We start from the raw sequence: 22,692 nt of genomic DNA, 5'->3' as shown, positions 1-22,692 counted from the left end.
GGAGCGCAGCGGAGGGAACCAAAATGCTACGCATTTTGGCGTCCCGTTGACGGACTGGTTAGCCATTTGCCTCAATGCGATCAATGACTTTAACGATTGAACCAGTTGGGCAGAAGACTTTCAGCGTTTCGGAGTGCGAATTGATCGTTCCCCACTCTCGCACGACGCTCCAATCAGGCAAGTTGTCGGACTCTTCGCTTGACGGGCACACCGCAAATGACCAGTGCCCGCTGTAAAAAGCATGAATAAAAACCCCTTGCTCTTCACCGGGAGCGGAGATTTCAAGGGTCGCGACGTAACCTCCGTCCTGAAGCTTAGGATGGCTTGTAACGTTGAATTCATTGCCTTCACCGGCTATGCCTTTGCAGCAGATCATTCGATCACTCGCGCCCCAAAAGATCGCGGGAGTGCCAGATGGCTCTTTTGATTTAAGGGGCACATCTTTGGATTTGCCGAAAAACATGGGTACTCCTAATGGGTAACTTGTTTTAAAGTGCAAAATGGCAAAATAACAGATGAATGAAAAATAAGCAACAATCTCCAATGCCTCGCAAGCCCTTATCTGGTATAGCTTTTTTTCGTTATACTGATAAAAAATACAGTATAACAACAGGAACCTGCCATGACCGTGCCCCCTCAATTCCTCGATGAAGTCCGGCATAGATTGCTGTGCCAGTATGACGTCCTCGTCAATGAAAAATGGTAATTGCGTTGAGGACGGATTGATCTGCTTTGCTATGGTCTGCGTCAACTACCGTAAATAAGAACGGCTTGAATGGCGGGAGCGAGGGTTGAGATGGTGCTGCGGATTTGTATTTTCTGCTGCGCTGACAACAGCACATAAATCGCCGCTTTGAAACGATCATTTTGGCAAAAATCGGGGAGTATGTGCCCAAAACACCTTATTCTCAGCATAAAACAAGGACGTTTAAAAATACTCCCCCCAGTATATTTAGTCCTTCAACAGGCAAAATTTGCGGCAAACGACGCGGTTGGCGCAGCTGACGCCATCAGCGTCATGCGCTTTGCGGTGGGTCAGGCGTATAGCTGAACATCGGGCAGATTTGCCAGTACCTGATCGTAAGTGTCGTAGCTGCTCAGCGCGGTGACGATGACGGGTAAAGGTTCGCTCCAGACTTCGGGCAGATCGCGTTCATGCGGTGCGATGACGGGAAATGCGAGCGCTTCCTGCGGCGGATGAAACTCTGCTGCTACACCGGGTTTGTTGCCGCGCGCATCGATCCGGTACCAGCCATGTTCCGGCAGATAAACGGCGTTGAGGCCGTGCAGGCAATACGGCGCGCCGTCGCCGGTGACGGATAAGCGTTGGTAGCACAGCCCGGTCGGAATGCCGTTCGCGCGCAGCAGCGCAGCGAGCAGGTGGCTTTTGGCGTAGCAGTAACCGGTGCCGTGCAGCAGCACGTCTGACGCTTTGCAAGTCACGGGGTTGAGCTTGTAATCGGAGCTGTGTCTGATCTGGTCACGCACAAAATGAAAGATGTGGCGTATCAGTTCGTGCGTGTTGGTCGTGCCAGCAGATGCCGCGAGTTCCTGCGCTTTTTGCCTGACCGCGGGATGGTCAAAATCGATGTATTCGCTTGCGCTTAAAAATTGCTTCATGAAAAATTCTAGTGATAAATGAGGACCATGCCGCCTTGTTGGTATGCATCGCTGAAGATGCCCGCCTGACGGCACAAATACTGCACGAAAGTGTTAACGTTCACCCCAGCGCCAGCGCGGCGGCTCACCTTTGAGCAGACAAACTGCGATCAGCGCGGCGCAGATGATTCCGAGGTAGAGATTAAATATCAATTGCCCCTGCGTTGGCAGCAAGACGACAGCACCAGCGACGACCAGTAAAAGAAACACGAACAACACCAGCCAGCCTTGCCACACGTTGGGAATACCCCAGCCCCAGCCGTAACGCTTTGCGGGGAACCAGTATTTCTTTTCGACGGACATGGTGCCTCCTTATAAGTGTGTTGCGTACTGAAGTGTAGCATCCGGGCATCAGCGCTGAACGCGTACAAATGAGAAAACATCATCTGTATCGTCATCCGTCATGGCGATACTAAATGCGAGCGAAGTGTTGAATACGAAAATTGGAATTCTGACGTTACAAACACCATTGCTTCGATATCAGATAACGGAAAGCTTATTACGGGCTTATTCGGAAGGCAAAATACGTTTAGTTTTTTATCTTAATGGCGACCCGACATGTATAAATGTCAGATGCAAAGCTTCACTTGGGCAGCAACTTTCTCAACGACATCTACGGACGCATCTCCATGGCTGGAAACCTGCCACGAACCATGCTCTCTGCTATAACGACAGATATGCAGTTCAGGCGAAATCAGCGCCCCGGTTACTACCGCCAAACGGTACATAGGATGTTCTTCTGACCATGCTTTGAATTCGTTCGGAGATAACTCAACGTTGGGAATGGAACCTGATAAGCCTTTGACCTCAATTCGTAATTTTGTTTTGTTCAGAGACGCTTCCAGATCCCAGCCAAAATTGTCTTTCTCTACACTTGTGAGGCTGTAGCCAAGTTCTTCATAGTAATTCCAGACCAATTTGACAGCGGCCTTCTCTACTTTGGCGTTGTGCTCTGGATCTGTAATACGCTTCATCGTAGATTTGCGCGCTGTCCGATTACCTTTTGACAAAGCATCTATTTCAAGCGCAATTCTTCTGCCGATTGCAGAATCCCCGTACCAAACGTTTGACTGGCCAATACTGCCCGGCTTTCCTCTAGGAACCTGATTTGTTCGTTCATCAACAGGAAGCAGCCTTACATTCTCAGAGCGGGCATAAATACGGTATCCATTAATGCCGTTTTTTTATGCAGTGCTGGCGTTGAGGTGAAATTCTGATACTCACGAAACACGGTAGCATTCCGGTACCAACCAACGACGAACGTACCACCTTCGGGACGTTTAGCAGTCCAAATGACTAACACTCCGTCAACGAATTCATCGTCTTCGGATGCATTACTATTGACGATATTCTCGAGCTTGATAATCCCAACGCCGGCAGAACGCTGCCCATGGGAAGGCTGGACATACCCATAGACATTGCCTTTATAGCTATGGAAATTACAAACTTCGTGTCCCGTACCTTCTTCTGTCACGTAGGAGCCGCCGCCAGAGATTTGATCCGCTGTACTGTTGCCTTGGTATGACTCCATCCAACCGGTGTTGCAGAACAAATACTTCATTATTACTCCTGAGATCATTTAACATTTGAATCACACTGACTAGGCGACACTTTGCACAGCTCCGCATGAATGAGGAATTAGGCTTGAGGAAATCGAACCGGCTCCGGGCCACGTTTTTTTGCTCTGACCACAACGGTGCGTGCCAACTTATCATGCCATCCTTGTTTTTTTCTATCCAAACCGACCCAGATCAAACCAAGCCCCAGTGGAATAACCGAAATAAAATATCCCAGGTAACGTCCCAGGCCTTGACCAATTGAAAGGCTCTTGCCGGAGTCGGCATCCAGAACACGCAAAGATAGGGCCGCTTTTCCCGGAGTCGCTTGCTTTTGTGACCAAAACCAAATGGCTGCAACAACCGGAAGAATCCAAGTAATCAAGAGGTCTGCCGGTCCCGCCACAATCTTCTCAGAACGAAGATACGCCCAACCGTATATTGAAATAAGAATTGGATATGAGATGATCATTAACAGCAAAGTATCGATGATGGTAGCAACTACGCGCACCCAAAATCCGGCGTATTCAACGCCTAATTCGTCCATAGATACTCCTGCTAAAAAGCCTGACCTGATTTAATTTGACAGAAACACAGCTTAACCCAGAGTGTTAAAAAAGACAATTTTTCTAAATGCCGTGAAGGCATGAAAATCTGGTCTAACTCGTCAACAATAACGCTGCACACAAATCGCGGTCTTCAAATGCTGATTTTGGTGAAAATCGGGGAGTATCAGCCAAAAACACCTTATTCTCAGCATAAAACAAGGGGCTTTAAATATACACCCCCCAGTATATTTAGCCCTTCCACAGGCTAAAATTGAGCAGATTGGTACGCTCTGAGTGCGCCTGGCAACAGGTGTGATTTGTGTGAACCCGGCTTGTCAGGAATTTTTCTCTGTCCACATGGCGTTGATGATCGCCCAGCGTTCATGGTCTTTCCACTCCAGCCCGCCGATTCTCAAATAGTTTTTAGAAAATCCTTCTTTCACAAAACCGGCGTTTGACACGAGGCGGATGGATGCCAGATTTTCCGGTTGTATGTTGGCTTCGAGCCGATGCAGATGCAATTCTTCGAACGCTTCTTTCAGGAGCAGTGCCATGCCCTTGCGCATGTAGCCTTTCCCCTGATGAGGGTGAAAAACTTCGTAGCCTAAATACGCCGATTGAAAATAGCCGCGCACGATGCCGGAAATGTGAAAGGTGCCGAGAATATTGCCGTTCGTCGCTGAGCAAACAAAATACCGGTTTTCCTGGCTGATATAGACCTCATAATCGCGCGGCGCATAAGTCCACGGCTGATGAAAAGAAGTGCTTTGTTCGTACAATTTTTTGACTTCAGCAATATCACTGAATTCTGGTTTTCTTAAAATGACCATTTTTTTCTCGTTGCGGTGATATCTTCAGAGATGCGATGCGCAGCGCCATCTGCATCAGTAAATGCAAATAAGTGGCGCGCGAATGCCGTTCGCAGTTTATTCGCTTTCATTCTAACTTTTACCTGCAAGTCGCTGGCTATTTTGCGGGGTCAGGCAATTTTCCAGTGTTATCGAACCGTATTACCGTCAATAACCTTGCGCCGATTCGGCTTTGCACCATAAGTAAATGGCGCTTGCCACCAGGCAGGCGGTTGCGAGTTGCAATGCGTAGCGGAGTGCGCTTGCGTGATCGGCGGCAAATGTATTCATCAAGGCCACGACGACGGGGCCGAGCAATTGACCAAACGCGAAGCTGGCGGTCATGCGTGCCAGAACGGCGGTCGGGTTGGCGGCGGCGCGGGCGCGTGCTTCCTGCATTCCCAGCATGGTGATGACCATGAAATTGCCACCGACGAACAAAGCGGCCAGCACGATGCTGGTCATGGGAAGCCAGATGCAGGGCAAGATCACGCCAACGGCCATCAGCGCATGGGACGTTGCCCACACATGCAGGCGATTGCATTTGCCGAGCATGCCTGCAACGATCAGGGTCGATGCGGCAGCTGCCATACCAAATACGGGCCATGCCCAGCCGAATATTTGCGGGTCATCCAGTAATTGTCTAGCCTGTGCGGGCAGATACGTCGCCGGCAGGATGTAGCCGAAGCCAAACATGCCGTAACAGACTATCAGCCCCGTCACACCGGATGCTGAAGTTGATGCTGATGCTGACACTTGCGCGGCATTCACAGGTGCAGCGACGCTGTTTGCAACTGGCGGTAAAGGAAAATAAAAGCTGACGATCAGTGGCAATAGGGCAAGCAACGCCGCCAGACAAGCTAAGACTATCCACATCATACGGGCGGGCATTGTTGCTGCCGCCCACAAACAAAAAATACCCGCCGCGACGATACCCAGCCCAACGCCTGCATAGATAAGACCCGCCAGGCTGGGCCTGGCCAGATTAGCCATCCAGCCCAAGCCCCACGCGCTGGTGGCAATCAAAGCCCATGCACTGCACAGGCCCGCCAGAAAACGCAAGATCAACCAAATCCACTCAGACGAGGTAAGACCTATCGCTGCGGTGACGATCACGATACAAATCAGGCTGAGCGTCAACAATTTGGCGGGCGGCAAGCGCACCTGGCTGGCGCACAGCGCGCCGATCAGATAGCCCAGATAATTACTGGCGGCAAGCCACGCACCGGCATCGCTGCGCAACATACCATCCCGCAGCATCAAGGGAAACAGAGGCGTGAATGCAAAGCGACCGATACCCATCGCCAGCGCTAAAGACAGCATGGCGGCAAGAGCGATGAGGATGGCAAGGCGTTTTGGATGCTGAACAGGAAACAATGCGGAAGTATTCATGCGCTGATTAAAATGGAATTCCGCATTTCTGACAAATGAATTATTTGAAATCTGCTTCTTGAACACCCAAACATCAAGTCACGGCTGCCTGATCGCCTTACAAAAAATGTGCTCAAACTCAGGCCAGATCCTGAGCGACCTGGTCTGCGATCTGCGCCCATTCCTCGTCGGTGAATAAACGGGAACGGGTATGAAATGCCTTGCCGCTTGCGCCTTCGAGTGAAAAAGTACCGCCGTGGCCGTCGATCACATCCAGAATCAGCTGGGTGTGTTTCCAGTAATCGTATTGCAGCTTGCCGATATAAAACGGCACGCCGCCAACTTCACCTAGCTTGATGTCGTAAGGGCCTATCGTCAGATCGGTGGGCAGATAACAATTCGCAGCGCTGTTATCACAGCAGCCGCCGGACTGGTGAAACATAATGCTGCCGTGTTCTGCCTGCAACTGCTGTATGAGTTCCAGCGCTGCAGGTGTGGCGATGACGCGCTCTACCATGTGGGCCTCCTTGATATGTGACTCGTCCGCATAAAAAAGGGCAGATCATTCTGCCCCTTTTTATCTAGGTTACAGATACAGCGAGGATCAGAAGAAGCCGAGTTTATTTTCACTATAACTGACCAGCAGATTTTTGGTTTGCTGGTAATGATCAAGCATCATTTTGTGCGTTTCACGTCCGATGCCGGATTCTTTATAACCACCGAATGCCGCATGTGCCGGATAGGCGTGGTAGCAGTTAGTCCAGACGCGACCCGCTTTGATCGCGCGCCCCATGCGATAGGCGACGTTACCATTGCGGCTCCATACACCGGCGCCGAGTCCGTACAAGGTATCGTTAGCAATTGCGAGGGCTTCGGCTTCATCTTTGAAAGTGGTCACCGCCAGCACAGGACCAAAAATTTCTTCCTGGAAGATACGCATCTTGTTGTGGCCTTTAAACAGCGTCGGCTGCACATAGTAGCCGCCTTCCAGATCGCCACCCAGATGCGCCTGACCACCACCCGCCAGCACTTCGGCTCCTTCTTGTTTGCCGAGATCCAGATAAGAGAGGATTTTTGTCAGTTGTTCTTTGGAGGCCTGCGCTCCCATCATGCTGTCGGTATCCAGCGGATTTTTATGCTGAATCGCGGCAACGCGTTTCAATACGCGTTCCATGAATTTGTCGTAAATCGATTCCTGTATCAGCGCGCGCGATGGGCAGGTGCAGACTTCACCCTGGTTGAAGGCGAACAAGACCAGACCTTCGATGGCTTTATCGAGGAATTCGTCGTCTTTGTCCATGATGTCGGCAAAGAAGACGTTTGGCGATTTACCGCCCAGTTCCAGCGTGGCCGGAATCAGGTTGTTGGCTGCTGCCTGCGCGATCACGCGGCCAGTGCTGGTCGAACCAGTGAACGCAATCTTGGCGATACGTTTGCTGGTCGCCAGTGGCATACCGGCTTCGCGGCCGAAACCGTTAACGATATTGAGCACGCCAGGTGGCAACAGATCGGCAATCAGATCCATCAGAATCAGAATCGAGATCGGTGTGGATTCTGCTGGTTTCAGCACGACGCAATTACCTGCGCCCAGCGCCGGAGCCAGTTTCCATGCAGCCATCAGAATCGGGAAATTCCACGGAATGATTTGCCCGACGACGCCGAGCGGTTCCTGAATATGATAGGCGACGGTGGTTTCATCGATATTCGACAAGGCGCCTTCCTGCGCACGCACGCAACCGGCAAAATAACGGAAGTGATCGGCGGTCAGTGGAATATCGGCATTCAGCGTCTCGCGGATCGCTTTACCGTTATCCACGGTTTCGGCATAGGCCAGCAATTCCAGGTTCGCCTCAACACGGTCAGCAATTTTCAGCAGGATATTCGAACGCGTCGCAGCATCGGTCTTACCCCATGCATCAGCTGCTGCATGAGCGGCATCCAGCGCCAGCTCAATATCTTCTGCGGTCGAGCGCGCTGCCTGTGTGTACACCTTGCCGGTAATCGGGGTGACGACATCAAAGTACTCGCCTTTCACCGGGGCAGTCCATTTGCCGCCGATAAAATTGTCGTAACGGGATTTGTATTGGATTTTGGCGCCTGCAGCACCAGGGGCTTCGTAGATCAAGGTTGTCTCCTTCGGTTATATATTATTTATCGACAGACACAAAGCTGTTTTGCGCTGGTCAGTCGTACTTTCTGCAAAAGCCATGCCAACCTCGGAACAGCAAATGAACCAGTCTGTATTTCCGTCTGAGATGGCAAATATCAGAGCAGCTGGCAACGCCGTACATGCACTTTTGCAGACAGAATCCTGCTAAGATAGTTGGCAACTGTCCGCAGATGTCTGTGACACCTGACACAAAATGAGACAGATTGACGCCATTGCTGAAAATAAAAAAATTAAACAAAGAACTCAGCAGGCAGATCAATAAAACGTAGGCAAATCCAAACGCCACAGGAGACAAGTTCATGCGTAACCACGCCATTCTGCCCTCATCACATCTGAAGCAGGCCCGCTTACAGCTGGTCGAATATGGCATAAGCCCAAGCCCTGGGATCGATGATCGTATTGCGCAATCTTGGCAGCGCAGCCTGTCGGCCGGACTCTCACCCGTTGGCAGGGTCGAATGTGAAGACAATCTCAGCAGCAGCAACTTACAACATGCGCGTCATTTCAATCATGAGCTGATCAGCCATTCAGAACCGGTGATCGAATATCTGTTTGAACAAGTGCGACATAGCCATAGCATGGTGATACTGGCGGATGCGCAAGGTGTACTGATGCATACGCTGGGTGATCTGGATTTTCTGGACAAAGCAGATCGTGTTGCATTGAAATGCGGTGCCACATGGGCGGAAAGCCAGCGCGGAACAAATGCAATAGGCACAGCCGTGGCGGAGGCAAACGAGATAGAGATACATGGTGCAGAACATTATCTCGAGCATCATGAATTTCTGACCTGTGCTGCCGCGCCTATCTTGTCCGCACAGGGTAAGCTGATGGGCATACTCGATATCTCCGGCGACCATCGCAGCCGTCATCCGCATACACTGGGGCTGGTATCCACTGCCGCACAAATCATAGAAAACAGCATGGTGCTGAGCGCCAGCCAGCATCAGATTATTGTGCAATTACATCCGCGTGCCGAAGGCCTGGGCTCAGTGGCACAAGGGGTACTGGTGTTCTCAGAAGACGGCTGGCTGACAGGCGCCAACCGCAAGGGCCTGGCACTAATGAAATTGCAGTACAGCGATATAGCTGCGACCTGCTGGTCAGATTTATTTGATAAAGAATTTCAGCACATACTGTCATTTCAGCAGCGCACAGTCATGCGACCTGACGTACTGCGAACCAGGGATGGCAGCGTTTTATTTGCACAGGTGCATAGTCATAGCCTGGCACGTCAGGCCCTGAGCGTACAGACGAAATCTGCCCCTGCAACGTTGACATCAGCAACAGCAAATGAAGACAGCCTGTGGCTGGCCGCCAGTGAGAGAGCGCGCAAGGTCATCGACAAGGCGATTCCTTTGCTGGTAACGGGTGAATCCGGCGTTGGTAAAGAATTATTTGCGCAGGCGACGCACCGCGCTTCCCTGCGCAGGAATAAGCCCTTCGTGGCGGTGAATTGTGCCGCAATTCCAGAACATCTGATCGAAGCAGAATTATTCGGTTACGTCGCCGGCGCTTTTACAGGTGCGTCTAAGCAAGGAGCGCAGGGACGTCTGCGCGAAGCCCACGGCGGCACCTTATTTCTGGATGAAATTGGCGATATGCCTTTAAGTTTACAAACAAGATTACTGCGGGTTTTGCAGGAACGTCAGGTTACGCCACTGGGCAGCAGCACGCCGGTTAACGTCGATTTCAATCTGATTTGCGCTACGCACCAGAATTTAAAAAACAGCATTGTTGCCGGCCGTTTCCGCGAAGATCTGTATTACCGCATCAATGGCTTGACCGTCTGCCTGCCTGCGTTACGGATGCGGACGGATTTCGCCTTTTTATGCGGACGACTATTGCAGGAATTTGCGCCGGACAGCGATCTTCACATTGAACCTGATCTGCTGGCAGCAATGAAAACTTATCACTGGCCCGGCAATCTGCGTCAACTCAGCCATGTACTACGTGCCGCGGTCGCTTTACGGGAAGATGATCAGCACTGTATCAGCTGGGAACACCTGGCAGACGATTTGGCCGCAGAGTTGCGATCTCAGACTGGTACTGAAACCATCACGACCTCAGCCGGCGGCGACACCGTAGAACCAAGAGAACGCAGTCTGCATGCGCGTTCTATGCAGGCGATACGGCAGGCACTCACCAACGCGAATGGCAACGTCTCTGCGGCGGCACGCGAATTAGGCATCAGCCGGCAAACCTTGTACCGCAAGTTGCAAGAGAACTGAATTGCACTGATGCCGCGATTGTTTGTTGACATCGTTTGTTCACCTTTAAACATCATTCCGCACCTCAGCAATTTTATTTCGCTTACCAGCGTTGATGATCATGTCCGGTGTCGCCGACTCCGATGTCTCTTCCTGCCGCGCTCACGCAGATACCGCTTTCCTGATTATCCGGAATCGTCAGTGCTTTCAGGATAAGTGCAGACCCGCCTGCGACACCCTTAATCCGCTGCCATTTGTGCAGCTGAAAAATAGTTCAAGTCAGAGGGAAAACGAAATTTCATCGCTATTTTCTTCTTGGTATATAGTATACCCCCCTACCCTATTTTATTTAATATGAGTCACACAATTAAAGATAAGCAAAAGTTGCTGAACCGGGTACGTCGTATCCGTGGCCAGCTCGACAGCATAGAGCGGGCGCTGGAGGACGAAAAAGGCTGCATGGACATACTGCACCAGATCACCAGTTGCCGCGGCGCGATGAATGGCCTGCTGGCGACGGTGCTGGAAGATCATATACGCACGCATCTGATCGACGCACCGCATGATGGTGCTGAACACGATGAAGACCACACCGATGCACGCGAACAGCTGATTGACGTGGTGAAAAGTTACTTAAAATAAAGCGCTTAATATGATTGAATTCTCAACTCTGCTGCAACAAGGCGCAACGAATGCGTGGCTGTTTATTCCCAGCGCCATCCTGCTTGGTGCTTTACACGGACTGGAACCCGGCCATTCAAAAACCATGATGGCGGCATTTATTATCGCCGTGCGGGGAACACTGACGCAGGCCGTTTTGCTGGGGCTGTCGGCGACCCTGTCGCATACCGTGATCGTCTGGATCATCGCACTGGCCGGTATGTATTTCGGTCAGCAATGGAATGCTGAAGCCAGTGAACCTTACTTACAGGTGGTGTCAGCAATTTTGATTATCAGTATCGCCATCTGGATGATGTGGCGTACCTGGCACGATCAGCATCATGCTCACCACCATCATCATGACGATATGCAAGAGATTGATACCGGGCATGGCATTGTGCGGCTGGAGATATTTGAAGACGGCGTACCACCACGGTTCCGGCTCTATCAAGACAATCAGGACAAACAGCACAATCACGTCTGGACAGCAGAACAGCTGACGCTGGAAACCGTACGCCATCAGAAAGAGCGCCAAACGTTCAGGTTTGTGCAACGGGATGGCTTCATAGAATCGGAACAGACGATTCCTGAGCCACACGAATTCTCTGCCCATTTGCTCTTAGGTCATGGTAGCCACTCGCATGAATATGTCGTGCATTTCACAGAGCATGAACATCATCATGCGGAGTCGGACAGCCTGAACGTGGCCGGTGACGAGTATCAGGATGCACATGAACTTGCCCATGCGAACGACATACGCCGTCGCTTCACCAACCGCGAAGTGACGACCGGACAAATTGTCATGTTCGGTTTAACCGGCGGCCTGATTCCCTGCCCGGCGTCGATCACGGTCTTGCTGCTCTGCCTGCAACTGAAAAAAATCGCACTGGGGGCGACACTGGTACTGAGTTTCAGCATTGGTCTGGCACTGACCATGGTCATGTCCGGCGTGTTGGCGGCATTGAGTATCAGACACATCTCGAAACGCTGGAGCGGCTTCGGCACATTTGCCCGCAAAGCACCGTATTTTTCCGGCATCCTGATTTTATTAGTCGGTTTCTATCTGGCTTACGAAGGCTTGCACAACTTACTGAAGTAAAAAAAAGGTCCGGTTTTCCAAGCTTTATATGCATCCACAACAAGCGTATTTCCGGTTATTCAAGCTGTCAATCTGCTCCCGAATTCTCCGCTGTATTAGTGCCTCCCGGACCAGAAACGTGACGTCGCCAACCAGCTGCACGCAGCTGAACTGAGCCAGCGTCAATCTCGCATGCAATGCAGCTCGCAGGCTTAAGCCCGCGGCTTCAGATCAGAGACATTTTGATCTTCCCTTGAGTTGTGATGTAAAAAATTACCGGGTGGCTCCGTATCAGGATTCCGGATTGACAATCTGGATCTGATCAAGTGTTGCTGCTTGAAAAAAATATTGATATGATTCGTATATTATTCATATACGAATCATATAATGATTATCGAAAATTTGAGTGACCACCTTCACGATCAACTTCGTCAGGCGAGCACAGTTCTACCTCACCTCATACATGCTCAGACAACGTTTTGGATCAAAGCTGGCATATTGTGTGAAACGGACATGAAACACAGTTTCAGCGAGATGGATACATGATCAAACGACCCGAGGAAATCGCCCTGATGTCGGAATCCGGCAAATTACTGGCCGCAGTATTTGCTCATCTGAATCAATTAAATCTCATCAACATGTCCACCATGCAAATTAACGATATGGTGGATAACTACATCGTTAATCACCTCAAGGCGCGACCGGCAAGTAAAGGACAGTATGGTTATTGCTATTCGCTGAACGCCTCACGAAACAACGTTGTATGTCACGGCGTTCCATCCAGCAATGAAATTTTACAAAGTGGCGATATCGTCAATTTTGATATCACCCTGGAGAAAAATGGTTATATGGCGGACTCTAGTAAAACCTACCTTGTCGGCGAGGTATCACCATTGGCAAAACGGCTTGTTCAAGTTGCTTATGAAGCGATGTGGAAGGGAATCAATGCTGTTCGCCCGGGCGCCCGGCTTGGTGATGTCGGTCATGCTATTGAGCGCCATGCAACTAGAAATGGTTATTCGGTTGTTAAAGAATATTGTGGCCATGGCATAGGCAGGGAAATGCATGAAGAGCCGCAAGTATTGCACTGGGGAAGGCCAAAAACCGGCATGGTTTTAAGAGAAGGCATGGTATTCACCATAGAGCCGATGATAAACCAAGGGCGATCTGCGGTTTTTACTGCACAAGATGGCTGGTCGGTGATGACGCAAGACGGCCAGTTATCGGCGCAATTTGAACATACCGTAGCAGTTACCCGAAATGGCGTTAAGGTCCTGACTCTGCGAGCGGAGGAAAAAGGTAAATGTGATTAAGAAGGGCAGTCATGATGACTGCCCTTTTTTTTCGTCAGATCCGACACCAACCGGGTTCTGACAGTCATCTTACTGACTGATAAAGTCCAACAAATCCTGATTCAAGCGGTCTTTGTGCGTGTCTGTGATACCGTGAGGCGCACCTGGATACTCGATGAGTTTTGCGCCTTTGACTAATTTAACGGTCGCTCGTCCTGAGGTTTGAATCGGCACGATTTGGTCGTCGTCACCATGAATGACCAGGGTCGGCACATCAATGCGTTTCAAGTCTTCTACAAAATTGGTCTCGGAGAACGCCTTGATCGAGTCAAAAGTCCCTTTGTGTGAAGCGGTCATTCCTTGCAGCCAGAACGCGTCGATCAAACCAGCGGAGGGACTCGCGCCGGGGCGATTGAAGCCGAAAAACGGACCACTGGCCACGTCTTTGTAGAGTTGTGAGCGATTCGTGATCGATCCTTTACGCAGGCCATCAAACACCTCCAGCGGAACGCCATCGGGGTTCGTCTCAGTTTTCAGCATCAACGGCGTCACTGCGCTCACCAGAACAATTTTACTGACGCGCTTGCTACCGTGACGACCGACATAGCGTGCCACCTCGCCGCCTCCAGTTGAGAAGCCCACCAGTGTCACGTCTTTCACATTTAAAGTCTCCAGTACGACGCCCAGGTCATCCGCATACTGGTCCATATTGTTACCATTCCATGATTGTCCCGAGCGACCATGGCCGCGGCGGTCATGTGCAATCACCCGGTAGCCTTTCTCTGCCAGGAACAGCATTTGGGCTTCCCAGCTATCAGAGTTCAGCGGCCATCCATGGCTGAAGACAACGACTTTGCCATCCTTCGGGCCCCAGTCTTTGTAATACAGCGGCGTGCCGTCTTTGGCCGTAATGAACATGGACGACGGCTGACTCACAGTTGGTGCCGCAATGGCGGTGTGAGGAGCGGATATTGCAGTCAGGCTGGCTGCTGCAATGCTTGAGGCGAGGAAAATATTTTTGAAGGCTTTCATGATGGTGACTTTCTAATCTGCAAGTTTGTTTGCCAATCGGCAGAACAAAGTTTGCCTGTGTTTAATGTATTATATGCACCAATAAGTACACATTATTTATCAAATAGTTCAAATATGACAGATCGTCTGGCTTCACTATTCGCGCATTTCAGTATCAGCGCCAAAACCTTTCATGCCGGTGCCTTATGCGGCATCAACTCATTGACCGGTAGTGACGGGCTGGGCCAGTTGCACTTGATCCGGCAAGGTGAAGTCAAGGTCATGCATGGCACTGAACTCGTTGCTCACATCAATGAGCCCAGTCTGCTGCTGTATGCGCAACCGCTCGCCCGACGTTTTTTGACCGATAAAGCAAAAGGGGCAGAGTTCGTCTGTGCTGACCTCAGTTTCAAAGGTGGGAAGGCCAATCCTGTAATGGCCGCACTACCTGCTTTTGTCTGCTTGCCCTTATCAGGTTTGCGCGATAGTAAGCCCGTGCTGGATTTACTTTTTGCCGAAGCGGCAGGCACTAACTGTGGACGTCAAAAGATGCTCGACAGTCTGTTTGAAGTGCTACTGATACAAATTCTCCGCGAACTCATGGAACACCACCTTGTTCAATCCGGCATGCTGGCCGGGATGGGACATCCGCGTTTACGCCGGGCTTTGGTCGCTATGCATGACCAGCCAAAACGCGACTGGTCTTTGCCTGATTTAGCAGCCGAGGCCGGGATGTCAAGGACTTCGTTCGCCAATACTTTCCGCGATATCGTCGGCATAACGCCGGTACAATATCTGCAAAATTGGCGCGTCGGCCTGGTACAAAAACTACTGTCAGAGGGACATTCAATGCGTCAGATTGCCTACAACGTTGGCTACTCCAGCGAGGCAGCCTTATCACGCGCATTTCGTACACAAACGGGGAGTTCACCGAGTGAGTGGCGCAAGAATCATGAGGGCGCCGGATAGATATCTATCCAATGCAAGGCAATGCCGACAAGACCATTATTATGCTGCGTCAGTCCGCCCCCAAGAAATGCTCTGATCTTTATCAAAATTAAACAGCATCTGCCTATCCGGTGGCTTCAAACAGTTGGTGTCACAGCAGAAGGTCTGCGATAAATCAAGAGTCCCATCGTAGTCGAATTCAGATACAAAAATGCCCAAGCCTGATATTCCAGGTTTGGGCATTTTTTTGGATTTTTAGTTTATGACTTTAATAGCTAGTTTACGACTTTCATTGTCGGGAACAAGTTGTCGACAAATAAAAAAGTCTGACACAATCAGAATAAATAAATCAATGACTTACAGCAAAAATTGATATCAACACTTAAAAAAATGTTTGACACAAATTCGCTAAAAATAAATCACTCAAAAATCTTGCGATAAAAAAGTTTGACACAACATTCAATTGATTGAATCAATCGATTTGTTCCACTTAATATGTCTGCTCAGCTTCCTTTTTTTCCGCCCTCGCTTCCAGATGAAACTCTCTACTCAAGAGTTTCACGCTACCACTTAATGTCAGGAAACAGAACAGACGAACTAACGTTCAACGAATTATTCGATTGTAAGCCGATGGCTTTGGGAGGCGTCGTTCCCTTTCGCATGGAAATACTTGCTTCCAGGTTACCTGGAGATGCTAATGACAATCTAGCAGAACTTACACAGCATAATACTTTACTGCCAGCATTTAGACCGTTTTTAGGGAAACCAATTCCATCTAATAATGGTAAAAGCCAGGAAATCACCCATTTGCCACGACATGTCGTAGGCATGAACGGTGACGCGAAACTTTGTAGAAGCTGTACACGTGAGGATCTAGAATTGTATGGGGCGCCGTACTATCATCGATCGCATCAAATCCCTGGAGTTTCGGTTTGCTGGAAGCATAGAGAAACACTTGTTAGCAGTTGTTTCAATTGCCGCTTCCCATTTCAACACAAGAATAAATTGCTCTCTGTTCCTTGGATGGCGTGTCGCTGCTCAGAACTGTTCTCTTCTGATAAGGATTCAACTGTTGCAGGGCAATTGGAACATAGCTACGCAGTCTACTCGCACAATCTATTGCAAGAAAACATGCCGCCCATACACCCTGATTTATTAATGAATACTTACCGAGAAAAAATCCGCCAAAGGGGCTTTTCACGTGGTTCGCTAATTAATCTAAAAGACTTTCAAGACTCTATGATTGAGAGCTTGGGGGAGCCATTTATCCGAAGTGTAGATCCTGCATTTTCGGCCCAGCGAACTATGTCCTGGCTACGGCTGTCATATATCGAATCTGCTCTGGATTTGCCAATTACACGTCACCTCTTGTTGGGACTACATTTGTTCGGCACCGCCAACCGTTTCAGTACAGATGTTCACACGCTTGTACCTAGCAACCTTGTATCATCGAAGCAATCGAGAACGACTGACGCTGATAGGGATACGCAGCGTAACGAGCATCGCCGCAAAATTATTGCGGAGTTGAAGAAGAATCCTGATTTGACGATGGAAAAGTTATGGAAAAAAAAGATTAAAGTGGTTGCGTGGCTTTTTGAGCATGATCGCGCGTGGTTGAATAATACGATGTCTCCAGACAACAAAAAGATCGCATCAATGGCAACATCGCAAGCGCAAATAGATGAAGCGCTGGATCTCGACTACGCGCGAATGGTAGAAGAGCACTCTCGCAAACTATTTGAGCAAGCTGGAAAACCGCAGAAAGTCACGATTGGCAAAATGCTTGCGTGTCTCCCAAAGACAGTCTCGGCGAGTAGTGTCAGTCGCGACCGCTTCCCGCAATTGTTCGCGACACTAGACCTTTGTAAGGAGTCTTCCTGGTGCTTCAGTGCTCGCAAGGTTCTATGGGCACTCGGCGAGCTGGATCGCTTTGAGGAGACGATTACCATTTCCCATATCATATTGCGGTCAGGAGTAATCCATTCTGGCGTGGAAGATATCCTAAGATTTTGCGATTGGGATGCTGAGAAACTCAGCAAATCCAAGATCGACGTCAGGCATTTGCTGGCAAAGGCTGGCATAACACGTACGTGGCGTGGCCCTTCCGATGGCAAATTGGGGACAAGAGCTGGGCGTGGCTATGTTAAAAAATATACCTAAGATAAGTTCACTACGTTCGGGACGCAGAAGTCGTCGGTTCAAATCCGGCCTCCCCGACCATAAATTTCTTTCAAAACAACAGCTTACGCAGTTGTTGCTTTGCCAAAAGTACTACAGTATACTGTGTAGTACTTTAATTAGGTTCTCACTTCCGGTTTCCTTTGGTATCGGTGCAGCGGGCCTGGTATTTTCGGAAACGCGACAGTGACAAACTCAGCTACAAACCCAATCCTTCCAAGCCCAGCGACGCCCAGCAAATCAACACGTACTGTGCCGATACCTGCCAGCCTTACTTCGGTGCGCGGGTATCCAGACAAGCTCAAAATCTACCGAATCGAAGCAAGCCCGTTCTGGCAAGTCAGGTGCTTTGAAAGCGGCAAGACAATTAAGCTGAGCACAAAAACGACTGACAAGCAGGAAGCAGTCGAGTTCGCCAAGGCGACCTACAACCGGATACTCCACGCGCAAGCGACGGGCAAGGCGCTCACAAAAGGCACGCGGTTTGATATCTGCTCCAACAAAATGCTCGAAGCGCAAAACTCACGCGTTGAGCGCGGAGAATTCTCCAAAATGTCCCACGACAACGATATCTACATGCTCAAAAAGCGAATCCTCCCTGAGTTCGGGACCATGGAGCTTGCAAGTATTTCGTTCGCGACACTGCAAGACTTCGTGGGCAAGATCGGGCCCGACCTGGCACCGTCCTCGATTCAACGGCATTTGGGCATCGTCCACAAGGTCATGGAGTATGCGCTGCATCGCCAACTGCTCCTCGCAATTCCGAACTTCCCGACAATCAAGAAAAAAGACGAGCCGCGAGGATGGTTTCCTGATGTCCAATATCAGGCACTCATCGCGAAAGCAACCGATCTCGTCGGAACATCAGCGAAAGTGCAGACGACAGAAGCAGGCCCACCGCGCACCTTGAAATTCACTGCCGACTTGCCGAAGATGATTCAGTTCATGGTCAACAGCTTTGTTCGACCAACCGACTTGAAAAATATGCAACACAAGCATGTTGAGATTATGCGCTCCGAACAGGTCTACTTGCGCTTATCACTGCCAAAGAGCAAGGACAAAGACGCACCAATCGTCACAATGGAAGAAGCGGTCACGGTCTATGAGCAACTGAAAACCCACTACGCCACTGAAGGTCTCGCTGGGCCAGACGACTACGTCTTCATGCCCCAGTATCCAAATCGAGATACAGCATTGCGGGAGCTTCAACATCAGTTCAACTATCTGCTGGACGACCTGGACTTCAAGACCGGCCCGCAAGGCGAGGCACGAACGATCTACAGCTTGCGGCATACTAGCATCATGTTCCGGCTGCTCGACGGCGACAAAATCGACCTGCTTACGCTGGCGCGCAACGCCCGTACATCGGTGGAAATGATCGAGCGGTTCTACGCAAGCAAATTGACCGGCGAGCAAAACATTGACATGATCCAGTCCGACCGACGCAACCCTAAAGTCAAGGCGCACCTCCCAACATTGAACTTGAAAGAATCAGATGCCACAGCACCTGCGCTCGGCATCGTTGACGGCAACTTGCAAGTTGCGAAAGCGCCTGCAAAGAAGACCAAAGCGGTGCCGACGCTTCCGACGCCGCGCACAGCAACACGCAAGACCGTATAGGTGCAACGGCGAACGGACTGGCCCAACGCAGGCATGCGCCGCTTGCTCCGAACCGGGCAATGTCGTGCGCAACCGACACTGGACGACCCCGCCCAAAATTATTTCCGGTGTTTTGGCGACGCCAGCGCAAAAGCAAACCCCACGCTCAAAACGGAATCAAACGTCGCGTGGCGGCCGCTCTAAGACCCCACAGACAGTCTCTGCTGTAGTCCCAGCACGTGTCATCTGGGCGATTCGATAGCTGCCGTTTTCTTGGATTACAGCCCTTTAAGCCGGCCAAGTTCCGCCTTTATCCAGTTTCGGTGAACAATGATGGAGGATCGAAGCTCCTTAAAATCGAAGTCGATGCTATCCACTTCGTCGGAGCAAGGAAACCGTCCGCGCGCCGCATTCTCCGAGAAGACGAGCGCGCGCTTGAGTTGCCGACTTGTGACGATCACCATTAGATCACGTCTATTGTCTTTTGGTGCCCTCACACCCTCTTTCGTAACATACGCAGCCGCGATCCCGACTCGATTTCCAATCACATACAAGGGCTGCTTCGGCGCAGCCGCTCTTGCCCAGGCAACCCGTCGCGCCTCATCGAGTGTCTGCCGCCGAATTTTGTTGACAAGAAATTTGAACTGCCCGGTATCCGCATCTGGCCCGAAGGACTGCTCAGCCTCGTCCATCAGCTTCGACACCTCGCGCATGATCGTAGCGCGATCAGCATGCAAGGGAATAGCGATCACAAGGCTGCCCGGCTTCCCTTCCGCAAGTCGGTCGGCAGAAAAATACTGATCGAGGCAAGCTTGCGCGTCGTCCAAACTCTGCTGGTCCGCGTCAGCACCGGGCTGAAGTGTTGCAAACCTATGAACTCTTGGCGGGCACCGCAGACCGAACTGATACTGGGCGCGCTTCACCCACCAATTCCAGAAATCGGTCTGCCAAACGTCACCGAAGGCCTCGTAAATCTTTACCACGTCAGCATAGTCCTGCGGCACGTGCCCACACGCTGCCAAATCCTGGACACCGCCAGTCGCTGCCAAGTGCGCGAGACGATAGCTCGGGCTAATCTGTAAAAACCGAAAAAAATTCTCGTGACGCCAGTCTCCCTGAATAGAGATCCCGTATTTCTGTTGGCTTAACAACATCAGGCGAGCCAGTCGGTCGCGTTCTTGGTCTTTATTCATGCCTAAAAAACACTAACTAGAATAGCTATCTGGATTGTAGTTAGAGATTATATCAGTTAGCCCACCTAACATAGCACTGTCGTTGAGCAGAAAGCCAAGCGAACTTTTTGCGTGGAAGACGCCACGCGCTAACGTAAAGGAAGCAATGATGACAACTGCAAACCATACTGATACACCAACTAATAGAGCTAAGCCATCGTATTCAGCCATGCGATACGATTTTGCATACATGGATTGGATGAAGCCGACAAAAGTCGAACCGCGTCCGCAAGCAGAATATAACGAGACTATTGGTGACGCGCCAAGTGTGGACGATGCTCCTACTAAACTGGTCAGTTCTGAAAAACGCAACACAAAGAAACCGGAGTCTGCGAAATTCAAGTTGAAGAAAAAACAATTTCATGGAGCGTTGCTGGACATCTTTACGTATGGCATGGAGTGCAATAGAGCTATCGCGACTCTTCAGGCAACTATTGCCGAGCCGATCTCAAATGCCGCTATCCCCGGTCTCGCCAAGATACTTGGCATCTATCGAGAATATTTCGACAATACAGAAGGAGCCGAAAGAGACAAACTCTTTCAAATCCTAGTTCAGAAATGTCGGACGAACTTTGGAAAATCGACTGTAATTAAATCGGATAAACGAACAACGGAATGGCATCTGCTTTCCCGAATGTTCAGGCAGTCTGAGCGACGCCAAGCCTCGTCCGATGCGAAAATCTTGAAATTTGCGCACGCTGAAGGTGTTACGGAAGAAACTTTTGCATCATGGGTTGAAAAACACGGCACGCTTTCAAAAATATTGAGAAGCGTGCCAAACGAATCTGAAGAAACATGTCGAAAGGTTTCCAAACCGAAGCCATTTCTTCGATGGATTACAGCTGCCCAAGTGCAAGATACTAATCCGCAGGAAGCACTCGACGCACTAATGAAACTGGCGGATGGAAAAGTTTATAAGATCGCAATCACGCACCATCACGGGATGTTCGACATTACGCGCGAAGAAGCTGCGCCTACTACCAAAACTGAAAAGCAAGAATTATCGGTAAGTGACGAAGTCTCGTCAGACAGTTAATCCAAAATCTAATTTAATGCGAATGGTGCAATATCAGTGTCGGCCAAACCGACACTGATAATCCAACACGAACCTTGGTGTCGCATTAGAATTTAAATCGTTTAGCGGCTCTTCCAATTGCCTCAGCAGTGCAGTGAACCTGACCTTTTCGTCCAATATGCGCTCCACAATTTTATATTTAAATAAATATAGCGGGATTGAAAGGCGTTAAACATAATTATGAAATTTATTAGAGAATATCGGACAACATTGCATGACGAATATGTTTACCAGCTTGTAGTTACTGGATCTTGTACCGACAATAATCCAAGTGCATTTAAGTTAATTGCCACCAGTGAGGGATCCATTCCTATTGAGCAAACTAATTTTTTCGAATTATGGAATTATGCAAATAATTGCGAAATGGAAATCGAGATTACGACCAAATTCGAATATCGACGAATGGCGCGAACAAGGAAAGGTATTTTTGTTATGGTAATTTCGGGAATTTCCGCGTTAGATGCGACTATACTTGCACTGAAGTTTGGCGAGTACATTAATCGCGGCCTCTGAGTCAATTTAAAGTTTTTTTGCGCGTGCCTGTAAATTTTCCACGGCACGGTCGACACGCAAGCAGTAATTACGAAGTTTCGGTTGAAGCGCCACTTGCGTTCAGACCAAATCTACAGCAGCACGTTGCATTTCATCGTTGACATCGATGTACACCTGAGTTGTCGAAATATTCCGATGACCCGCCAACGCCATCAACACGCGCACCCCGACGCCCTTATTAGCAAGGTTGGTAATAAATGTGCGCCGCCCCGAATGGCTGCTTGCGCCGTCAATATTCGCTTCCTTATACAGCCAGTGGAAGTTTTGGCACATTGTATTCGCCGTAAATCCTGACCGCTTCTGGGTGTAAAACAGTGGCCGGTCAGGTGTCGGATGCTTCAGCGTTGCGATGTACGCCGCAAGCTCTTTACGCAGACGTTCGCCAACAAACACCGTGCGAGCGTGGCGGCCTTTTGTTTGCTCAGGCAACAATCGAATTTCTGACTTGATCGAACCATCCATCGCAAGGACGTCGCCAATCAGCAACGAAGCAACTTCTCCGACTCGTAACCCTGCCCAATGTGTAATTAACAACATCGCCCGGTTGCGTGCAGCGTGCTTGCCGATTGCGATATGCGCGAGTACACGCTTCAACTCTTTTTCCGACAAGGTTTTTGCTTGCGCCATCATCCACTCCTGAAAATATAAGAAAACCACGGACCAAAGGATGCGTTCTTTGTTTATGAAAATCAACGCAAGGCTGAC

23 protein-coding genes are annotated in these 22,692 nt (G+C 50.0%); 10 read left to right on the top strand and 13 right to left on the bottom strand.

Going from position 1 to position 22,692, the window contains the following annotated elements:
- Window positions 1-58: 58 nt before the first annotated feature.
- From ACOTSW_RS00960 to ACOTSW_RS00915, 10 genes are all read right to left on the bottom strand, one after another.
- Window positions 59-661, bottom strand: a complete 603-nt coding sequence (locus tag ACOTSW_RS00960) for a hypothetical protein (RefSeq protein ID WP_423680512.1) — start codon at window positions 659-661, stop codon at window positions 59-61.
- 374 nt (window positions 662-1,035) lie between these two features.
- Entirely contained in the window at window positions 1,036-1,620 is a 585-nt protein-coding gene (locus tag ACOTSW_RS00955) for a transglutaminase-like domain-containing protein (protein WP_423680511.1), read from the bottom strand.
- A gap of 93 nt (window positions 1,621-1,713) precedes the next feature.
- The gene (locus ACOTSW_RS00950) at window positions 1,714-1,962 is read right to left on the bottom strand and encodes a hypothetical protein (RefSeq protein ID WP_423680510.1); all 249 of its coding nucleotides are present in this window, start codon (window positions 1,960-1,962) and stop codon (window positions 1,714-1,716) included.
- Window positions 1,963-2,228: 266 nt separating this feature from the next.
- Window positions 2,229-2,633 (bottom strand): protein NO VEIN domain-containing protein, encoded by a 405-nt coding sequence (locus ACOTSW_RS00945; protein WP_423680509.1) that lies wholly within the window; start codon window positions 2,631-2,633, stop codon window positions 2,229-2,231.
- 161 nt (window positions 2,634-2,794) lie between these two features.
- Entirely contained in the window at window positions 2,795-3,220 is a 426-nt protein-coding gene (locus tag ACOTSW_RS00940) for a hypothetical protein (protein WP_423680508.1), read from the bottom strand.
- Between the two features lie 77 nt (window positions 3,221-3,297).
- Window positions 3,298-3,762, bottom strand: a complete 465-nt coding sequence (locus tag ACOTSW_RS00935) for an RDD family protein (protein ID WP_423680506.1) — start codon at window positions 3,760-3,762, stop codon at window positions 3,298-3,300.
- A gap of 336 nt (window positions 3,763-4,098) precedes the next feature.
- Window positions 4,099-4,593, bottom strand: coding sequence for a GNAT family N-acetyltransferase (locus ACOTSW_RS00930; protein WP_423680504.1), 495 nt, complete (start codon window positions 4,591-4,593; stop codon window positions 4,099-4,101).
- Between the two features lie 186 nt (window positions 4,594-4,779).
- Window positions 4,780-6,003, bottom strand: a complete 1,224-nt coding sequence (locus ACOTSW_RS00925) for a YbfB/YjiJ family MFS transporter (protein ID WP_423680503.1) — start codon at window positions 6,001-6,003, stop codon at window positions 4,780-4,782.
- A gap of 118 nt (window positions 6,004-6,121) precedes the next feature.
- Window positions 6,122-6,499, bottom strand: a complete 378-nt coding sequence (locus tag ACOTSW_RS00920; protein WP_423680502.1) for a DUF779 domain-containing protein — start codon at window positions 6,497-6,499, stop codon at window positions 6,122-6,124.
- Between the two features lie 87 nt (window positions 6,500-6,586).
- Window positions 6,587-8,107 carry an aldehyde dehydrogenase family protein gene (locus ACOTSW_RS00915; protein ID WP_423680501.1) on the bottom strand — a complete coding sequence of 507 codons (1,521 nt, stop codon included), beginning with the start codon at window positions 8,105-8,107 and terminating at the stop codon, window positions 6,587-6,589.
- 344 nt (window positions 8,108-8,451) lie between these two features.
- On the opposite strand from ACOTSW_RS00915, the gene ACOTSW_RS00910 reads away from it, so the two are divergent.
- The 5 genes from ACOTSW_RS00910 (at window position 8,452) to map (ending at window position 13,413) form a co-directional block, all read left to right on the top strand.
- The gene (locus tag ACOTSW_RS00910) at window positions 8,452-10,383 is read left to right on the top strand and encodes a sigma-54-dependent Fis family transcriptional regulator (RefSeq protein WP_423680500.1); all 1,932 of its coding nucleotides are present in this window, start codon (window positions 8,452-8,454) and stop codon (window positions 10,381-10,383) included.
- A 333-nt stretch (window positions 10,384-10,716) separates the two neighbouring features.
- Window positions 10,717-11,004: a metal/formaldehyde-sensitive transcriptional repressor gene (locus tag ACOTSW_RS00905; RefSeq protein ID WP_423680499.1), complete on the top strand. Its 288-nt coding sequence runs from the start codon at window positions 10,717-10,719 to the stop codon at window positions 11,002-11,004.
- 10 nt (window positions 11,005-11,014) lie between these two features.
- The gene (locus tag ACOTSW_RS00900) at window positions 11,015-12,121 is read left to right on the top strand and encodes a nickel/cobalt efflux transporter (protein ID WP_423680498.1); all 1,107 of its coding nucleotides are present in this window, start codon (window positions 11,015-11,017) and stop codon (window positions 12,119-12,121) included.
- Between the two features lie 366 nt (window positions 12,122-12,487).
- Entirely contained in the window at window positions 12,488-12,646 is a 159-nt protein-coding gene (locus tag ACOTSW_RS00895) for a TA system antitoxin ParD family protein (RefSeq protein WP_423680497.1), read from the top strand.
- On the top strand, window positions 12,643-13,413 hold the full coding sequence (gene map, locus ACOTSW_RS00890) for a type I methionyl aminopeptidase (RefSeq protein ID WP_423680496.1): 771 nt from the start codon (window positions 12,643-12,645) through the stop codon (window positions 13,411-13,413). The genes ACOTSW_RS00895 and map overlap by 4 nt, the downstream gene beginning before the upstream one ends.
- Before the next feature lie 69 nt (window positions 13,414-13,482).
- Here the strand turns inward: map and ACOTSW_RS00885 are convergent, their stop codons facing one another.
- Entirely contained in the window at window positions 13,483-14,424 is a 942-nt protein-coding gene (locus tag ACOTSW_RS00885) for an alpha/beta fold hydrolase (RefSeq protein WP_423680495.1), read from the bottom strand.
- A 114-nt stretch (window positions 14,425-14,538) separates the two neighbouring features.
- Here ACOTSW_RS00885 and ACOTSW_RS00880 point away from each other — a divergent pair, with 114 nt between their 5' ends.
- The 3 genes from ACOTSW_RS00880 to ACOTSW_RS00870 all read left to right on the top strand — a co-directional run bounded on the left by ACOTSW_RS00880 (window position 14,539) and on the right by ACOTSW_RS00870 (window position 19,149).
- Window positions 14,539-15,372 carry a cupin domain-containing protein gene (locus ACOTSW_RS00880; RefSeq protein ID WP_423680494.1) on the top strand — a complete coding sequence of 278 codons (834 nt, stop codon included), beginning with the start codon at window positions 14,539-14,541 and terminating at the stop codon, window positions 15,370-15,372.
- Between the two features lie 474 nt (window positions 15,373-15,846).
- Window positions 15,847-17,511 carry a TnsD family Tn7-like transposition protein gene (locus ACOTSW_RS00875; protein WP_423680493.1) on the top strand — a complete coding sequence of 555 codons (1,665 nt, stop codon included), beginning with the start codon at window positions 15,847-15,849 and terminating at the stop codon, window positions 17,509-17,511.
- A gap of 270 nt (window positions 17,512-17,781) precedes the next feature.
- Window positions 17,782-19,149, top strand: coding sequence for a hypothetical protein (locus ACOTSW_RS00870; protein ID WP_423680492.1), 1,368 nt, complete (start codon window positions 17,782-17,784; stop codon window positions 19,147-19,149).
- Between the two features lie 257 nt (window positions 19,150-19,406).
- On the opposite strand, the gene ACOTSW_RS00865 is transcribed toward ACOTSW_RS00870, so the two are convergent.
- Window positions 19,407-20,321 (bottom strand): hypothetical protein, encoded by a 915-nt coding sequence (locus tag ACOTSW_RS00865; RefSeq protein ID WP_423680491.1) that lies wholly within the window; start codon window positions 20,319-20,321, stop codon window positions 19,407-19,409.
- A gap of 148 nt (window positions 20,322-20,469) precedes the next feature.
- Between ACOTSW_RS00865 and ACOTSW_RS00860 the strand changes: the two genes are divergently transcribed.
- On the top strand, window positions 20,470-21,396 hold the full coding sequence (locus ACOTSW_RS00860) for a hypothetical protein (RefSeq protein ID WP_423680490.1): 927 nt from the start codon (window positions 20,470-20,472) through the stop codon (window positions 21,394-21,396).
- A gap of 219 nt (window positions 21,397-21,615) precedes the next feature.
- Window positions 21,616-21,948: a hypothetical protein gene (locus tag ACOTSW_RS00855; protein ID WP_423680489.1), complete on the top strand. Its 333-nt coding sequence runs from the start codon at window positions 21,616-21,618 to the stop codon at window positions 21,946-21,948.
- A 99-nt stretch (window positions 21,949-22,047) separates the two neighbouring features.
- Here ACOTSW_RS00855 and ACOTSW_RS00850 read toward each other — a convergent pair whose 3' ends face one another.
- Window positions 22,048-22,614, bottom strand: a complete 567-nt coding sequence (locus ACOTSW_RS00850) for a tyrosine-type recombinase/integrase (RefSeq protein ID WP_423680488.1) — start codon at window positions 22,612-22,614, stop codon at window positions 22,048-22,050.
- Window positions 22,615-22,692: the final 78 nt, after the last annotated feature.

Origin of the sequence: Undibacterium sp. WLHG33, assembly GCF_049544815.1 — a bacterium.
Classification (GTDB): domain Bacteria; phylum Pseudomonadota; class Gammaproteobacteria; order Burkholderiales; family Burkholderiaceae_D; genus Undibacterium.
This window is presented reverse-complemented; position numbering and strand designations above follow the sequence as displayed.

Excerpts from the sequence above, each read along its gene's own strand:
- ACOTSW_RS00930 (WP_423680504.1), bottom strand. The coding sequence starts at position 4,593 with ATGGTCATTTTAAGAAAACCAGAATTCAGTGATATTGCTGAAGTCAAA.
- ACOTSW_RS00925 (WP_423680503.1), bottom strand. The coding sequence starts at position 6,003 with ATGAATACTTCCGCATTGTTTCCTGTTCAGCATCCAAAACGCCTTGCC.
- ACOTSW_RS00900 (WP_423680498.1), top strand. The coding sequence starts at position 11,015 with ATGATTGAATTCTCAACTCTGCTGCAACAAGGCGCAACGAATGCGTGG.
- ACOTSW_RS00945 (WP_423680509.1), bottom strand. The coding sequence starts at position 2,633 with ATGAAGCGTATTACAGATCCAGAGCACAACGCCAAAGTAGAGAAGGCC.
- ACOTSW_RS00955 (WP_423680511.1), bottom strand. The coding sequence starts at position 1,620 with ATGAAGCAATTTTTAAGCGCAAGCGAATACATCGATTTTGACCATCCC.
- ACOTSW_RS00865 (WP_423680491.1), bottom strand. The coding sequence starts at position 20,321 with ATGAATAAAGACCAAGAACGCGACCGACTGGCTCGCCTGATGTTGTTA.
- ACOTSW_RS00895 (WP_423680497.1), top strand. The coding sequence starts at position 12,488 with ATGATTATCGAAAATTTGAGTGACCACCTTCACGATCAACTTCGTCAG.
- ACOTSW_RS00960 (WP_423680512.1), bottom strand. The coding sequence starts at position 661 with ATGCCGGACTTCATCGAGGAATTGAGGGGGCACGGTCATGGCAGGTTC.
- ACOTSW_RS00855 (WP_423680489.1), top strand. The coding sequence starts at position 21,616 with ATGAAATTTATTAGAGAATATCGGACAACATTGCATGACGAATATGTT.
- ACOTSW_RS00920 (WP_423680502.1), bottom strand. The coding sequence starts at position 6,499 with ATGGTAGAGCGCGTCATCGCCACACCTGCAGCGCTGGAACTCATACAG.
- ACOTSW_RS00940 (WP_423680508.1), bottom strand. The coding sequence starts at position 3,220 with ATGAAGTATTTGTTCTGCAACACCGGTTGGATGGAGTCATACCAAGGC.
- ACOTSW_RS00875 (WP_423680493.1), top strand. The coding sequence starts at position 15,847 with ATGTCTGCTCAGCTTCCTTTTTTTCCGCCCTCGCTTCCAGATGAAACT.
- ACOTSW_RS00905 (WP_423680499.1), top strand. The coding sequence starts at position 10,717 with ATGAGTCACACAATTAAAGATAAGCAAAAGTTGCTGAACCGGGTACGT.
- ACOTSW_RS00885 (WP_423680495.1), bottom strand. The coding sequence starts at position 14,424 with ATGAAAGCCTTCAAAAATATTTTCCTCGCCTCAAGCATTGCAGCAGCC.
- ACOTSW_RS00950 (WP_423680510.1), bottom strand. The coding sequence starts at position 1,962 with ATGTCCGTCGAAAAGAAATACTGGTTCCCCGCAAAGCGTTACGGCTGG.
- ACOTSW_RS00935 (WP_423680506.1), bottom strand. The coding sequence starts at position 3,762 with ATGGACGAATTAGGCGTTGAATACGCCGGATTTTGGGTGCGCGTAGTT.
- ACOTSW_RS00910 (WP_423680500.1), top strand. The coding sequence starts at position 8,452 with ATGCGTAACCACGCCATTCTGCCCTCATCACATCTGAAGCAGGCCCGC.
- ACOTSW_RS00880 (WP_423680494.1), top strand. The coding sequence starts at position 14,539 with ATGACAGATCGTCTGGCTTCACTATTCGCGCATTTCAGTATCAGCGCC.
- ACOTSW_RS00860 (WP_423680490.1), top strand. The coding sequence starts at position 20,470 with ATGACAACTGCAAACCATACTGATACACCAACTAATAGAGCTAAGCCA.
- ACOTSW_RS00850 (WP_423680488.1), bottom strand. The coding sequence starts at position 22,614 with ATGGCGCAAGCAAAAACCTTGTCGGAAAAAGAGTTGAAGCGTGTACTC.
- map (WP_423680496.1), top strand. The coding sequence starts at position 12,643 with ATGATCAAACGACCCGAGGAAATCGCCCTGATGTCGGAATCCGGCAAA.